The organism is Streptomyces sp. NPDC037203, assembly GCF_055605065.1.
Window position 1 is genome coordinate 1 of sequence record NZ_JBVJUC010000020.1, and the last position, 13,499, is coordinate 13,499.

Sequence of the window (13,499 nt, forward strand, 5' to 3'; positions counted from 1 at the left end):
GCCGAGATCCAGGACGGCACCTTCGCCAAGAACTGGATGGACGAGTACCACGGCGGCCTGAAGAAGTACGACGAGTACAAGAAGCAGGACTCCGAGCACCTGCTGGAGACCACGGGCAAGCAGCTGCGCCGGCTGATGAGCTGGGTGAACGAGGAAGCCTGACCACCGAAAACGGGGCCGGCCTCTTACCTCGACGCCAGGCCCCGTTCCGGTGGCATCCGGTCAGACGTTGAACCTGAACTCCACCACATCCCCGTCCTGCATCACATAGTCCTTCCCCTCCATCCGCGCCTTCCCCTTGGCGCGGGCCTCCGCCACCGAGCCGGCGGAGAGCAGGTCGGTGAAGGAGATGACCTCGGCCTTGATGAAGCCCTTCTGGAAGTCGGTGTGGATGACTCCGGCGGCCTCGGGGGCGGTGGCGCCCTTCTTGATGGTCCAGGCGCGGGATTCCTTGGGGCCGGCCGTGAGGTAGGTCTGGAGGCCGAGGGTGTCGAAGCCGACGCGGGCCAGGGTCGCGAGGCCCGGCTCCTCCTGGCCGACGGACTGGAGGAGTTCGAGGGCCTCGTCCTCGTCCAGCTCGGCGAGGTCGGCCTCCAGCTTGGCGTTCAGGAAGATCGCCTCCGCGGGGGCGACCAGCGCGCGCTGCTCGTTCTTGAAGTCCTCGTCCGTCAGCTCGTCCTCGTCCACGTTGAAGACGTAGAGGAACGGCTTGGTGGTCAGCAGGTGCAGGTCGTGCAGCAGCTCGGCGCGCTCGGAGCCCTGGAGGATGCCGTGCGCGAAAAGCGTGTCGCCCTTCTCCAGGATCTCCTTGGCCTCCTCGACCGCCTTCACCTTCGGCGCGACGTCCTTCTTGATCCGGGACTCCTTCTGGAGCCGCGGCAGGACCTTCTCGATGGTCTGGAGGTCGGCGAGGATCAGCTCGGTGTTGATCGTCTCGATGTCGTCCTTGGGCGAGACCTTGCCGTCGACATGGACGACGTTCTCGTCCTTGAACGCGCGGATCACCTGGCAGATCGCGTCCGACTCACGGATGTTCGCGAGGAACTTGTTGCCCAGGCCCTCACCCTCGGACGCGCCGCGCACGATACCGGCGATGTCCACGAAGTCGACCGTGGCCGGAAGGATGCGCTCCGAGGAGAAGATCGACGCCAGCTGGGCCAGCCGGCCGTCGGGCACGCCGACCACACCGACGTTGGGCTCGATCGTGGCGAACGGGTAGTTGGCCGCCAGCACGTCGTTCTTGGTCAGGGCGTTGAACAGGGTCGACTTGCCGACGTTGGGCAGGCCGACGATTCCGATCGTGAGCGACACGTTGCGACTTCCCGTGGATGAGAGGGCCAGGAGCTGGGGCTGCCAGGCCCTCGGAGGACACTGGCCGATCCACCAGTCTACGGCGTTCCGCGCGCCCTCTTCCCTGGGAGCACCGCCCGTCCGGCCAAGGTCCGCCCATCGGCGTGTCTGGGAGCCGATCAGGCACATAAGCAGACCTAAGTTGGTCCAATGGAGCAGCACAGAACGCGACCCCCGAACGACGGACGGCGACGCGGCAACCCGGCCCGCGCCCAGTTGCCGCCCCAGGCCCGGCGGCGGCCGTCCGGCCCGGAGGCGGGGCGCGGCGCGGGGCAGACACGCCAGGGCCGGCCGGCGCCGCAGGGCCCGAGAGTGCCGGGCCCCCGGCTCACCGGGCTGGGCGGCGGGCTGTTCTGCGTCGCCGCGATGTTCCTCCTGGGCTGCCTCGACCAGCTGCTCCTCGACGGCTCGCTGCCGGTGTACGGCCTGCTGTTCCTGCCCGTGTGCGTGCTGACCGCGCTGTGGGTGCGTCCCGGAGACGTGCTGACCGCGCCCGTCGCCGTGCCCATCGCCTTCGCGTCCGGGCTGTTCGTGGTGGCCGACGGGCGCGGGGGGATGCTCGGCCGCCTGATGGGCCTGGTGACCGGCCTCGCCACCCAGGCGGGCTGGCTGTACGGGGGGACGCTGGCCGCCGGGGTGATCGTGCTCGTCCGCCGGGTGCGGTGGGTGCGGCACCGCAGGCGGCCGTAGACACAGGCGGCGCAGGTCGCGGTAGGCACAAGGAGGCGGCAGCGAGCGCCCGCGCTCCCGCGGCCTGGCGTCCGCCACGTCTACACCTGCTGGGCCGCCCGCATCGCCGCCCCCACGATCCCGGCGTTGTTCTGGAGCTGCGCGGGCACGATCTCCGCCTTGATGCCCTCGATGCGGTGCAGGAACTTGTCGGCCTTGCGGCTGACCCCGCCGCCGATGATGAACAGCGCGGGCGAGAACAGCATCTCCACGTGCGCCAGGTACTTCTGGACCCGGTGCGCCCACTGCTCCCAGCTCAGGTCGTGGTCCTCCTTGGCCTTGCTGGACGCCTTGCGCTCGGCGTCGTGACCGCCCAGCTCCAGGTGGCCCAGCTCGGTGTTGGGGACCAGGACGCCGTCCACGAAGACGGCGCTGCCGATGCCGGTGCCGAAGGTGAGCAGGATGACCGTGCCCCCGCGGCCCCGGCCGGCGCCGAACTGCATCTCGGCGACGCCCGCCGCGTCCGCGTCGTTGACCACCGTCACCGGCAGGCCGCCCAGTCTGCCGCCGAACAGGGCGCGCGCGTCGGTGTCGACCCAGCTCTTGTCGACATTGGCCGCCGTACGGACCGTCGCGCCGCCGGTGACGACGCCGGGGAAGGTCAGGCCCACCGGCCCGGTCCAGCCGAAGTGGTCGATCACCTGCTTCACCCCGTCGGCCACGCCGTCGGGCGTCGCCGGGTGCGGGGTGAGCACCTTGCAGCGCTCCCGGGCGAGGTCGCCCCTGTCGAGGTCCACAGGGGCGCCCTTGATCCCGGATCCGCCGATGTCCACGCCGAAGATCTGCATGGCCCCACGGTACGACGGGCCACCGGCGGTCACGCCGAAGCGGCGTCGGTCACTCCTGGGACGCGCCCGATCCGCCGCGCTCGGCCACCAGGCTCGCCGCCTCTTCGCGCAGGTCGCGGCGGAGCTCCTTGGGCAGCGAGAAGGTGATGGACTCCTCGGCGGTCTTGACGATCTCCACGTCCGCGTAGCCGCGCGCGGCGAGCCACTCCAGGACCTGCTCGACCAGCACGTCCGGGACGGAGGCGCCGGAGGTGACGCCGACGGTCTCCACGCCCTCCAGCCAGGCCTCGTCGATCTCGTCGGCGAAGTCCACCAGGTACGCCTCGCGGGCACCGGCCAGCTTGGCCACCTCGACCAGGCGCTTGGAGTTGGAGGAGTTGCGCGAGCCGACGACGATGACCAGGTCGGAGTCGGCACCCATCTCCTTCACGGCCAGCTGGCGGTTCTGCGTGGCGTAGCAGATGTCGTCGCTGGGCGGCGAGACCAGGCCGGGAAACTTGGTCTTCAGGGCGTCGACGGTCTCCATGGTCTCGTCCACGGAGAGCGTGGTCTGCGACAGCCAGACGACCCGCTCGGGGTCGCGGACCTCGACGTTGGCGACGTCCTCGGGGCCGTCGACCAGCTGGATGTGGTCGGGGGCCTCGCCGGAGGTGCCGATGACCTCTTCGTGGCCCTCGTGTCCGATCAGGAGGATGTCGTAGTCCTCCTTCGCGTACCGGACGGCTTCCTTGTGCACCTTGGTGACCAGGGGGCAGGTGGCGTCGATGGTGGCAAGGCGGCCCCGCGCGGCCTCCTCGTGCACGACCGGGGCGACGCCGTGGGCCGAGAACATGACGATGTTGCCCTCGGGCACCTCGTCCGTGCGCTCGACGAAGACGGCGCCCTTCTTCTCCAGGGTCTGCACGACGTACTTGTTGTGGACGATCTCGTGCCGGACGTAGATCGGGGCGCCGTACTGTTCCAGGGCCTTCTCGACGGCGATCACGGCGCGGTCCACACCGGCGCAGTAGCCTCGGGGGGCGGCGAGCAGGACACGGCGGCGAGGCGAAGCGGTCATGGGTCCATCGTAGGGGTCGTACGACCGCGCCGGGATCAGCCGGCCGCGCCCGGCCGGACCGGGCTGTCGGTGCCGCCCATTACGCTCGGCGCATGGCTTTGAAGACGACCCCTGAGGCACCCCTGCCGGTCGGTGAGGTCTCCCGGTTGATCGGGGGATGGATCGACCGGCTGGGGGCGGTGTGGGTCGAGGGGCAGATCACCCAGCTGTCGCGGCGGCCGGGCGCCGGCGTCGTGTTCCTGACGCTGCGCGATCCGTCGTACGACATCTCGGTCAGCGTGACCTGTTACCGGCAGGTGTTCGACGCCGTGGCGGACGTGGTCGGCGAGGGCGCCCGCGTCCTGGTGCTGGCGAAGCCCGAGTGGTACGCGCCGAGGGGGCAGCTCTCCCTGCGCGCCGCCGAGATAAGACCGGTCGGGGTGGGCGAGCTGCTGGCCCGCCTGGAGCGGCTGAAGTCCTCGCTCGCGGCGGAGGGGCTGTTCGCGGCGGAGCGCAAGAAGCCGCTGCCGTTCCTGCCGCAGCTGATCGGTCTGGTCTGCGGCCGTGCCTCCGCGGCGGAGCGGGACGTGCTGGAGAACGCCCGGCACCGCTGGCCCGCCGTCCGCTTCGAGGTGCGCAATGTGCCCGTGCAGGGGGTGTACGCCGTTCCGCAGGTGGTGCAGGCGGTCAAGGAGCTGGACGCGATCGAGGACGTGGACGTCATCATCGTGGCCCGCGGCGGCGGCAGCGTGGAGGATCTGCTGCCGTTCTCCGACGAGGAGCTGGTGCGGACGGTGGCGCAGTGCCGTACCCCGGTGGTCTCCGCGATCGGGCACGAGCCGGACAGCCCGCTGCTCGACCTGGTCGCCGATCTGCGCGCCTCCACCCCGACCGACGCGGCCAAGAAGGTCGTACCGGACGTGGGCGAGGAGCTGGAGCGGGTGCGGATGCTGCGGGACCGCGCCCGGCGCTGTGCGCGGGCGCTCGTCGAGCGCGAGGAGCGGGGCCTGGCGCACGCGCTGGCGCGGCCCGCGATGGAGGACCCGCACCGGATGCTGGACGAGCGCGCGGACCACGTGGCCGCGCTGCTCGGGCGGAGCCGGCGCACCCTCGGCCATCTGCTGGACCGCGCGGACTCGGAGCTGACGCACACCCGCGCGCGCGTGGTGGCCCTCTCCCCCGCGGCCACGCTGCAACGCGGCTATGCGGTGCTCCAGCGCTCCGACGGGCATGTGGTGCGCGATCCGGGCGAGGTCGGGGAGGGCGAGGCGCTGCGAGCGCGCGTCGCCGACGGTGAATTCACGGTGAAGGTGGGCGAATGACCGGCAAGACGGAGACCGGCGGGACCGAGGCGACGCTCTCGTACGAGCAGGCGCGGGACGAACTGATCGAGGTGGTACGGCGGCTGGAGGCGGGCGGCTCCTCGCTGGAGGACTCGCTGGCGCTGTGGGAGCGCGGGGAGGAGCTGGCCAAGGTGTGCCGGCGCTGGCTGGAGGGGGCGCGCGCCCGCCTGGACGCGGCGCTCGCGGAGGAGGAGGGGGAGGGCGAGGGCGCGGAGAACGAGTAGGACTCCGGGCCGCCCCTGGGTTGTGGGGTGGATCACCCCGCCCCCGATTTGGTTGAAGGTTAAACCTCGATGGGCGTAGGGTCGTGGCGTCCGCAGCGGTCCGGCAGCGGACCGTACGCATCACCGAGGAAGTCACGATGTCTCTCGTTCTTGACCCCGCCGCCCAGGACCTGCTGTTCCGCGAGGCCCACACCGCGAACACGTTCACCGACGAGCCGGTGACCGAGGAGCAGGTCCGGGCGATCTACGACCTGGTCAAGTACGGCCCCACCGCCTTCAACCAGACCCCGCTGCGCATCACCCTGGTCCGCTCCCCCGAGGCCCGCGAGCGCCTGGTGCGGCACATGGCCGAGGGCAACCGGCCCAAGACCGCCACCGCCCCGCTGGTCGCGATCCTCTCCGCGGACAACGAGTTCCACGAGGAGCTGCCGGCCCTGTTCCCGGCCTTCCCCGCCGCCAAGGACGCCTTCTTCGCCGAGCGCCCGGTCCGCGAGCGCTCCGCCGAGCTGAACTCCGCGCTCCAGGCCGCCTACTTCATCGTCGGCGTGCGCGCGGCCGGCCTCGCCGCGGGCCCGATGACCGGGTTCGACGCCGAGGGCGTGCGCAAGGAGTTCCTGGACGACGACCACACCCCGCTGATGGTCGTCAACATCGGCAAGCCGGGCCCGGACGCCTCGTACCCGCGCTCCCCGCGGCTCGCCTACGAGGACGTCGTCACGACCGTCTGAGCCGCCCCGAACCATCGCGAAGAGGCCCCCGGCACTGCCGGGGGCCTCTTCGCGATGCCCGGCGCGCCACCACGCGGCGCTCGCCGCGTCACGACGCGGAGGACTTCTCCATCCGCAGCGCCGACGCCATCTTCGTCAGCTCCGAGAAGGGGGCCGTGCCGGCGACCACGGTGGTCGAGCCGGGCGTGTCCTCCAGGACGAGGCCGTCGTAGCGACCGCCGGTGTAGCGGGTCCAGGTACGGCCGCCGATGCGCTCGGTGCTCTTGGTGGCCTTCGCGCCCTGGGTGGCCTGGTCGATGAAGTCGGCCCGCTTCTGCGCCGACTGCTCGATCTGGACATACTGGGCGTCAGGGGTCTGGAAGCCCAGGTGCCAGTAGTCGCCGTTCGCGCCGTCGTAGCTCACGGAGGTGGCCTTCCAGGCGTCGGGCAGGCCCTCGGGCCCCGCCACCGGATAGCTCGCCGCCCGGCGGGCCGTGATCAGCTCGACCCGGTAGTCGACCCGCTTGAGGTCGGGAGCGTGATTGTCGTGCGGGATGGCGAGGAAGTAGACGACCGCCGCCGCGATGCCGATCAGGGCCAGGGAGAGGATCATGTCCCGAGCCGTCTTCTGCTTGCCTTTCGTGCCTGCCACGCCTCTATCGTCGCAGGTGCCTCAGGCGCTCATCCGTGGGGTCCCCTGCTCATTTTGTCTGCCTAACGATAGAGTCATGGCCAAGACCCTCATCCGGCCGTCGCCGTATCAGAAAGGTGCGCCCCGATGACCGAAAATCATCACCTGCCCTCCGAACTCGATGTTCCCGCCGAGGCTCCCGACCGCAACCTCGCCCTGGAACTCGTCCGGGTGACCGAAGCCGCGGCGATGGCCGCCGGCCGCTGGGTCGGGCGCGGTGACAAGAACGGCGCCGACGGCGCCGCGGTGCGTGCCATGCGGTCCCTCGTCTCCACCGTCTCGATGAACGGCGTCGTCGTCATCGGCGAGGGCGAGAAGGACGAGGCGCCGATGCTGTTCAACGGCGAGCACATCGGCGACGGCACCGGCCCCGAGGTCGACATCGCCGTCGACCCGATCGACGGCACCACGCTGACCGCCAAGGGCATGCCCAACGCGATCGCCGTGCTCGCCGCCGCCGAGCGCGGCGCCATGTTCGACCCGTCCGCCGTGTTCTACATGGACAAGCTGGTCACCGGTCCCGAGGCCGCGGACTTCGTGGACATCGACGCGCCCGTCGCCGTGAACATCCGGCGGATCGCCAAGGCGAAGAAGGCCACCCCGGAGGACGTCACCGTCGTCATCCTGGACCGGCCCCGGCACGAGGGCCTGATCAAGGAGGTACGGGAGGCCGGCGCGCGCATCAAGCTGATCTCCGACGGCGATGTCGCCGGCTCCGTCTACGCGCTGCGCGAGGGCACGGGCGTCGACCTGCTGCTCGGCATCGGCGGCACGCCCGAGGGCATCATCTCGGCCTGCGCCGTGAAGTGCCTGGGCGGCACGATCCAGGGCAAGCTGTGGCCCAAGGACGACGAGGAGCGGCAGCGGGCGATCGACGCCGGGCACGACCTCGACCGGGTGCTCACCACGGACGACCTGGTGTCCGGGGAGAACGTGTTCTTCGTGGCCACCGGCATCACCGACGGTGAGCTGCTGCGCGGGGTGCGCTACCGGTCGGAGACCGCGCTCACCGAGTCGATCGTGATGCGCTCGAAGTCGGGCACCGTGCGCCGGATCGACTCCGAGCACCGCCTCAGCAAGCTGCGGGCCTACAGCGCGATCGATTTCGAGCGGGCCAAGTAGTCCGGGCGGAGCGCCCCCTGTGCGGAGGGGGCGCGGCCCTTCCGCGCGAGCGCCCCCTGTCCTCAGGGGGCGCTCTCGCTCGTCCGCCCTAGCCGGCTATGCGGTCCGGGGTCGTGACGCGGGCCGTCTTGTTCAGGTCGAGTTCGCGGCGGCGGCGCCTCGCGAGGACCACCCGGCGCTCGGCCGCCGTCAGGCCGCCCCAGACGCCGTAGGGCTCCGGCTGGAGCAGGGCGTGTTCGCGGCACTCGACCATGACCGGACAGCGGGCGCAGACGCGCTTGGCCGCCTCCTCGCGGGACAGCCGGGCCGCGGTCGGCTCCTTGGACGGGGCGAAGAACAGTCCCGCCTCGTCGCGCCGGCACACGGCCTCGGTGTGCCAGGGTGCCTCCTGGTCCCGGTCCCGTGCTGGCACCCGCTGGGCCGGTACGGCAGCTACCTGCAAGGACGAATGCGGCGGTCGCAGCACGGGTCTACTCCTGACGACGGCTTCGCGAGCGAGAGACGATGCAGCAAGCCCTACCCGCTGTACGCGCGCCTATGCACTGCGTCCCCAACGGCGGGTGATTGCCGGGGAGTTCGCGACCGTCAACGGTCCAGGCGCCTGCGCAGCCTCCGCTCCACCTTGTCCTGGACCCGCTCCAGGATGTCCGAGACGAGCTTGCCGCGCCTGGGCCGGGCCTCCACATTGCCGAGGACGGCCCAGCCGTCGACGTAGACGACCGGCGCGTCGGCGTCCGGGGAGTCCAGCGTGGCCACCTCGAAGTTGCCGAGGACACCGCCGCCGGTGCCGCGCAGCGACACGTTCTCCGGGACGCGGATCTGGATGTCGCCGAAGACCGAGACGGCCTTGATCACGACCTGCTGGTACTCGAAGACCGCCTCGCTGAGGTCGATCTCGACGCTGCCGAAGACCGAGTACGCGTGCAGCCGGCGCCCGGCGCGCCAGCGGCCCCGGCGGACCGCGCTGCTGAAGACGGCCACCACGTTCGCGTCGGACTCGGCGGGTATCCCGTCCGCGGGGCGCGGCGGTGCGGGGGCCCAGGCGGGACCGGAGGGGCGCTGATGGGCGGCGGGCAGGTCCTGGACGAAGACCTCCAGCTCGCCGACCGTCTTCGCGTTCAGCACGCCGTCCACGCGCTCGGCGTGTTCGTCGGCGGTGAGCCGGCCCTCGGCGAGGGCCTCGCGGAGGATGTCGGCGACCCGGTCGCGGTCGGCGTCCGAGGCGCGCAGGGCGGAGACGCTCGGGGTGGCGTCCTGGGTTCGGGCGGGCTTCTGAAGGTCCACGGCAGCAGCGTACCGAAACGCGATAGATCGCGACTAGGGGTGTGGACGGCGCGGCTGAGCCCTACCTCACAAGCTGGCTGTCGGCGGCAGGTTCTACGCTGGACGGGCCCGCCAGCGTCGGCGGGCCCGTCCGTCAGAGTGAGGAATGGGCTGAGATGCCTGAGTTCGCGTACACCGACCTGCTCCCCCAGGGAGAGGACACCACCCCCTACCGACTGGTGACGTCCGAGGGCGTCTCCACCGTCGAGGGCCCGGACGGACGGACGTTCCTCAAGGTGGAGCCGGAGGCGCTGCGGAAGCTGGCCGCGGAGGCCATCCACGACATCCAGCACTACCTGCGCCCGGCCCACCTCGCCCAGCTGCGCCGCATCATCGACGACCCCGAGGCGTCCGCGAACGACAAGTTCGTCGCCCTGGACCTGCTGAAGAACGCGAACATCGCGGCGGCGGGCGTGCTGCCGATGTGCCAGGACACCGGCACCGCGATCGTCATGGGCAAGCGCGGCCAGAACGTGCTCACCGAGGGCGCGGACGAGAAGCACCTCTCGCACGGCATCTACGACGCCTACACCAAGCTGAACCTGCGCTACTCGCAGATGGCTCCGCTCACCATGTGGGAGGAGAAGAACACCGGCTCCAACCTGCCCGCGCAGATCGAGCTGTACGCGACGGACGGCGGCGCCTACAAGTTCCTGTTCATGGCCAAGGGCGGCGGCTCGGCCAACAAGTCCTTCCTGTACCAGGAGACCAAGGCGGTCCTGAACGAGGCCTCCATGATGAAGTTCCTGGAGGAGAAGATCCGTTCGCTCGGTACGGCCGCGTGCCCGCCGTACCACCTGGCGATCGTCGTCGGCGGCACCAGCGCCGAGTACGCCCTGAAGACCGCGAAGTACGCCTCCGCGCACTACCTGGACAACGCGCCCACCGAGGGTTCGCCGCTCGGTCACGGCTTCCGGGACAAGGAGCTGGAGGAGAAGGTCTTCGAGCTGACCCAGAAGATCGGCATCGGCGCGCAGTTCGGCGGCAAGTACTTCTGCCACGACGTGCGCGTGGTCCGGCTGCCCCGGCACGGCGCGTCCTGCCCGGTCGCCATCGCCGTGTCCTGCTCGGCCGACCGCCAGGCCGTCGCGAAGATCACCGCCGAGGGCGTCTTCCTGGAGCAGCTGGAGCGGGACCCGGCCCGGTTCCTGCCGGAGACGACGGACGAGCACCTGGAGTCCGGGGACGTCGTGGAGATCGACCTCAACCAGCCGATGGACACGATCCTCGCCGAGCTGGCCAAGTACCCGGTCAAGACCCGGCTGTCGCTGACCGGCCCGCTGGTCGTGGCCCGCGACATCGCGCACGCCAAGATCAAGGAGCGCCTGGACGCCGGCGAGGAGATGCCGCAGTACCTGAAGGACCACCCGGTGTACTACGCCGGCCCGGCCAAGACCCCCGAGGGCTACGCGTCCGGCTCCTTCGGCCCGACCACGGCCGGCCGGATGGACTCCTACGTGGCGCAGTTCCAGGCGGCCGGCGGCTCCAAGGTGATGCTCGCCAAGGGCAACCGCAGCAAGCAGGTCACCGACGCGTGCGCGGCCCACGGCGGCTTCTACCTCGGCTCCATCGGCGGCCCCGCGGCCCGTCTCGCCCAGGACTGCATCAAGAAGGTCGAGGTCCTGGAGTACGAGGAGCTGGGCATGGAGGCCGTCTGGAAGATCGAGGTCGAGGACTTCCCCGCGTTCATCGTCGTGGACGACAAGGGCAACGACTTCTTCCAGGACCCGGCTCCGCAGCCGACGTTCACCTCCATCCCGGTGCGCGGCCCCGGCCTCGCCTGACCCGTACGGGGGTTGGGCCGCGGCCCGATGGCCCAACCCCCGGAACAACACCGGGCCCCGGCCCGCTGTACCCGGTATGAGCGAATACCGCATCGAGCACGACTCCATGGGCGAGGTCCGGGTACCGGCGGACGCCAAGTGGCGGGCGCAGACCCAGCGGGCCGTGGAGAACTTCCCCGTCTCCGGGCAGCGGATCGAGCGGGCGCACATCGAGGCGCTGGCCCGGATCAAGGCGGCCGCGGCGAAGGTGAACGCGGAACTCGGGGTGCTGGACCAGGACGTCGCGCGGGCGATCCGGGAAGCGGCGGCGGAGGTCGCCCGCGGCGACTGGGACGAGCACTTCCCGGTCGACGTCTTCCAGACCGGCTCGGGCACCTCGTCCAACATGAACACCAACGAGGTGCTCGCGACCCTGGCGAGCGAGCGGCTCGGGCGCCCGGTGCATCCGAACGACCACGTCAACGCCTCGCAGTCGTCCAACGACGTCTTTCCCTCCTCGATCCACATCGCCGCCACCGCCGCCGTCACCCATGACCTGATCCCGGCCCTCGACCACCTCGCCGCCGCGCTGGAGCGCAAGAGCGCGGACTTCGCGGACGTGGTCAAGTCGGGCCGCACGCATCTGATGGACGCCACCCCCGTGACGCTCGGCCAGGAGTTCGGCGGGTACGCGGCGCAGGTCCGGCACGGCGTCGAGCGGCTGCGCGCCTCGCTGCCCCGCCTCGCCGAGCTGCCGCTGGGCGGTACCGCGGTGGGCACCGGCATCAACACCCCGCCGGGGTTCGCCGCCGCCGTCATCAAGGAGGTCGCCCGCGCCACCGGGCTGCCGCTGACCGAGGCCCGCGACCACTTCGAGGCGCAGGGCGCACGGGACGGCATCGTGGAGACCAGCGGGCAGCTGCGGACCATCGCGGTCGGGCTGACGAAGATCGCCAACGATCTGCGCTGGATGGCGTCCGGCCCGCGCACCGGGCTCGCCGAGATCCGGCTGCCCGACCTCCAGCCGGGCTCCTCGATCATGCCGGGCAAGGTCAACCCGGTGGTGCCGGAGGCCGTGCTGATGGTCGCGGCCCAGGTCGTCGGCAACGACGCCACCATCGCCACCGCGGGCGCCGCCGGCAACTTCGAGCTGAACGTGATGCTCCCGGTCATCGCCAAGAACGTCCTGGAATCGATCCGGCTGCTCGCCAACGTCACCCGGCTGCTGGCCGACCGCACGATCGACGGCATCACCGCCGACCGGGAACGCGCCCGCGAGTACGCCGAGTCCTCGCCCTCCGTCGTCACCCCGCTGAACAAGTACATCGGCTACGAGGAGGCCGCGAAGGTCGCCAAGAAGGCGCTCGCCGAACGCCGGACGATCCGTCAGGTGGTGCTGGAGGAGGGGTACGTGGAGCGCGGCGAGCTGACCGAGGAGCAGTTGGACGAGGCGCTGGACGTGCTGCGGATGACCCGTCCGTAAGCCCCGGTCGAACCTTTTCGGCCACCGCGCACGCGCACGGGGGAACCGTGACCCGCGCCGCAGCGCCCGCCCCGCCCGGCACCTAATATCTGCCCATGACGGACGACCGAACGATGCGGCAAACGGCGGCGGGACCTGCGGCGTACTGGGCGCCCGGTACCCGGATCCTGTGGCGGTACCGGGAGAACGGCGGCGCGAGGTTCCACATCGTGCGGCCCGTCACCGTCGTACGCGACGACGCCGAGCTGCTCGCCGTGTGGCTGGCCCCCGGCACCGAGTGCGTGAAGCCGGCCCTGGCCGACGGCACGCCGGTGCACCGCGAGCCGCTGGAGTCCCGCTACACCAAGCCGCGCACGGTACGGCGGGACCGCTGGCTCGGCACCGGCGTGCTGAAGCTGGCGCAGCCCGGTGTGCCCTGGTCGGTGTGGCTGTTCTGGGAGCCGGGCTGGCGGTTCAAGAACTGGTACGTCAACCTGGAGGAACCGCTGGTCCGCTGGGCGGGCGGGGTGGACTCCGAGGACCACTTCCTGGACATCGACGTGCGCCCGGACCGCAGTTGGCGCTGGCGCGACGAGGACGAGTTCGCACAGGCCCAGCGGGACGGCCTGATGTCCGCCGAGACCGCAGAGCGGGTCCGCGCGGCCGGGCGGGCGGCCCTGGAGGCGATCGCGGACTGGGCCCCGCCGTTCTCGGAAGACTGGCCGCGGTGGCGCCCGGACGAGTCCTGGGCGGTACCGTCACTCCCCGAGGACTGGGACCGTACGCCCGCGCACGTGTCCTCATGAGACTCTTGATGCGCCCCCGGACAAGAAACGTAGGATCGTCCTCCGCAAGGGCGCTTCGGAGCGACAACTTCCGGGGCTTGCGCCGGGCTTGACCGATCGTCACCGAGGGGCGGCAGGGACGTGAACGAGGGGTATCAGGGGAGCACCGCCGGGCG

General features: G+C 71.0%; 14 protein-coding genes and 1 pseudogene. 9 read left to right on the forward strand and 6 right to left on the reverse strand.

All coding sequences use genetic code 11. The features are described from left to right. A pseudogene (locus ACZ7EC_RS32365) lies at nucleotides 1–162 on the forward strand (ketol-acid reductoisomerase); the annotation flags it as partial. Nucleotides 163–222: 60 nt separating this feature from the next. Here ACZ7EC_RS32365 and ychF read toward each other — a convergent pair. After that, nucleotides 223–1,311 carry a redox-regulated ATPase YchF gene (ychF, locus tag ACZ7EC_RS32370; protein ID WP_471068638.1) on the reverse strand — a complete coding sequence of 363 codons (1,089 nt, stop codon included), beginning with the start codon at nucleotides 1,309–1,311 and terminating at the stop codon, nucleotides 223–225. Between the two features lie 189 nt (nucleotides 1,312–1,500). Here ychF and ACZ7EC_RS32375 point away from each other — a divergent pair, with 189 nt between their 5' ends. Then, on the forward strand, nucleotides 1,501–2,040 hold the full coding sequence (locus tag ACZ7EC_RS32375) for a DUF6542 domain-containing protein (protein WP_471068641.1): 540 nt from the start codon (nucleotides 1,501–1,503) through the stop codon (nucleotides 2,038–2,040). Nucleotides 2,041–2,120: 80 nt separating this feature from the next. Here the strand turns inward: ACZ7EC_RS32375 and ppgK are convergent, their stop codons facing one another. Both ppgK and ACZ7EC_RS32385 read right to left on the reverse strand, forming a co-directional pair. Beyond that, complete coding sequence (ppgK, locus tag ACZ7EC_RS32380; protein ID WP_471068643.1) at nucleotides 2,121–2,867, reverse strand: polyphosphate--glucose phosphotransferase; 747 nt, start codon at nucleotides 2,865–2,867, stop codon at nucleotides 2,121–2,123. Between the two features lie 49 nt (nucleotides 2,868–2,916). Beyond that, a complete protein-coding gene (locus tag ACZ7EC_RS32385) occupies nucleotides 2,917–3,924 on the reverse strand; it encodes a 4-hydroxy-3-methylbut-2-enyl diphosphate reductase (RefSeq protein ID WP_471068646.1) in 1,008 nt (335 codons plus the stop codon). 92 nt (nucleotides 3,925–4,016) lie between these two features. On the opposite strand from ACZ7EC_RS32385, the gene xseA reads away from it, so the two are divergent. The 3 genes from xseA (at nucleotide 4,017) to ACZ7EC_RS32400 (ending at nucleotide 6,198) form a co-directional block, all read left to right on the forward strand. After that, the gene (xseA, locus tag ACZ7EC_RS32390; RefSeq protein ID WP_471068649.1) at nucleotides 4,017–5,225 is read left to right on the forward strand and encodes an exodeoxyribonuclease VII large subunit; all 1,209 of its coding nucleotides are present in this window, start codon (nucleotides 4,017–4,019) and stop codon (nucleotides 5,223–5,225) included. Beyond that, complete coding sequence (locus tag ACZ7EC_RS32395; RefSeq protein ID WP_471068652.1) at nucleotides 5,222–5,470, forward strand: exodeoxyribonuclease VII small subunit; 249 nt, start codon at nucleotides 5,222–5,224, stop codon at nucleotides 5,468–5,470. The genes xseA and ACZ7EC_RS32395 overlap by 4 nt, the downstream gene beginning before the upstream one ends. A 137-nt stretch (nucleotides 5,471–5,607) precedes the next feature. Further along, nucleotides 5,608–6,198 (forward strand): malonic semialdehyde reductase, encoded by a 591-nt coding sequence (locus ACZ7EC_RS32400; protein WP_471068654.1) that lies wholly within the window; start codon nucleotides 5,608–5,610, stop codon nucleotides 6,196–6,198. 88 nt (nucleotides 6,199–6,286) lie between these two features. Here ACZ7EC_RS32400 and ACZ7EC_RS32405 read toward each other — a convergent pair whose 3' ends face one another. After that, nucleotides 6,287–6,829: a DUF4245 domain-containing protein gene (locus ACZ7EC_RS32405; protein ID WP_471068657.1), complete on the reverse strand. Its 543-nt coding sequence runs from the start codon at nucleotides 6,827–6,829 to the stop codon at nucleotides 6,287–6,289. A 126-nt stretch (nucleotides 6,830–6,955) separates the two neighbouring features. Here ACZ7EC_RS32405 and glpX point away from each other — a divergent pair, with 126 nt between their 5' ends. After that, the gene (gene glpX, locus ACZ7EC_RS32410; RefSeq protein ID WP_471068659.1) at nucleotides 6,956–7,990 is read left to right on the forward strand and encodes a class II fructose-bisphosphatase; all 1,035 of its coding nucleotides are present in this window, start codon (nucleotides 6,956–6,958) and stop codon (nucleotides 7,988–7,990) included. A gap of 88 nt (nucleotides 7,991–8,078) precedes the next feature. On the opposite strand, the gene ACZ7EC_RS32415 is transcribed toward glpX, so the two are convergent. Both ACZ7EC_RS32415 and ACZ7EC_RS32420 read right to left on the reverse strand, forming a co-directional pair. Continuing rightward, nucleotides 8,079–8,456, reverse strand: a complete 378-nt coding sequence (locus ACZ7EC_RS32415; protein ID WP_471068662.1) for a WhiB family transcriptional regulator — start codon at nucleotides 8,454–8,456, stop codon at nucleotides 8,079–8,081. 119 nt (nucleotides 8,457–8,575) lie between these two features. Next, on the reverse strand, nucleotides 8,576–9,274 hold the full coding sequence (locus ACZ7EC_RS32420) for a DUF1707 SHOCT-like domain-containing protein (RefSeq protein ID WP_471068664.1): 699 nt from the start codon (nucleotides 9,272–9,274) through the stop codon (nucleotides 8,576–8,578). Between the two features lie 155 nt (nucleotides 9,275–9,429). On the opposite strand from ACZ7EC_RS32420, the gene ACZ7EC_RS32425 reads away from it, so the two are divergent. The 3 genes from ACZ7EC_RS32425 to fomD all read left to right on the forward strand — a co-directional run bounded on the left by ACZ7EC_RS32425 (nucleotide 9,430) and on the right by fomD (nucleotide 13,344). Continuing rightward, nucleotides 9,430–11,097, forward strand: a complete 1,668-nt coding sequence (locus tag ACZ7EC_RS32425; protein WP_471068667.1) for a fumarate hydratase — start codon at nucleotides 9,430–9,432, stop codon at nucleotides 11,095–11,097. A 76-nt stretch (nucleotides 11,098–11,173) separates the two neighbouring features. Next, a complete protein-coding gene (locus ACZ7EC_RS32430) occupies nucleotides 11,174–12,559 on the forward strand; it encodes a class II fumarate hydratase (RefSeq protein WP_471068669.1) in 1,386 nt (461 codons plus the stop codon). 95 nt (nucleotides 12,560–12,654) lie between these two features. Further along, nucleotides 12,655–13,344, forward strand: coding sequence for a cytidylyl-2-hydroxypropylphosphonate hydrolase (gene fomD / locus ACZ7EC_RS32435; RefSeq protein WP_471068672.1), 690 nt, complete (start codon nucleotides 12,655–12,657; stop codon nucleotides 13,342–13,344). Nucleotides 13,345–13,499: the final 155 nt, after the last annotated feature.

Excerpts from the sequence above, each read along its gene's own strand:
- ACZ7EC_RS32375 (WP_471068641.1), top strand. The coding sequence starts at position 1,501 with ATGGAGCAGCACAGAACGCGACCCCCGAACGACGGACGGCGACGCGGC.
- ppgK (WP_471068643.1), bottom strand. The coding sequence starts at position 2,867 with ATGCAGATCTTCGGCGTGGACATCGGCGGATCCGGGATCAAGGGCGCC.
- ACZ7EC_RS32395 (WP_471068652.1), top strand. The coding sequence starts at position 5,222 with ATGACCGGCAAGACGGAGACCGGCGGGACCGAGGCGACGCTCTCGTAC.
- xseA (WP_471068649.1), top strand. The coding sequence starts at position 4,017 with ATGGCTTTGAAGACGACCCCTGAGGCACCCCTGCCGGTCGGTGAGGTC.
- ACZ7EC_RS32385 (WP_471068646.1), bottom strand. The coding sequence starts at position 3,924 with ATGACCGCTTCGCCTCGCCGCCGTGTCCTGCTCGCCGCCCCCCGAGGC.
- ACZ7EC_RS32400 (WP_471068654.1), top strand. The coding sequence starts at position 5,608 with ATGTCTCTCGTTCTTGACCCCGCCGCCCAGGACCTGCTGTTCCGCGAG.
- glpX (WP_471068659.1), top strand. The coding sequence starts at position 6,956 with ATGACCGAAAATCATCACCTGCCCTCCGAACTCGATGTTCCCGCCGAG.
- ACZ7EC_RS32425 (WP_471068667.1), top strand. The coding sequence starts at position 9,430 with ATGCCTGAGTTCGCGTACACCGACCTGCTCCCCCAGGGAGAGGACACC.
- fomD (WP_471068672.1), top strand. The coding sequence starts at position 12,655 with ATGACGGACGACCGAACGATGCGGCAAACGGCGGCGGGACCTGCGGCG.
- ACZ7EC_RS32430 (WP_471068669.1), top strand. The coding sequence starts at position 11,174 with ATGAGCGAATACCGCATCGAGCACGACTCCATGGGCGAGGTCCGGGTA.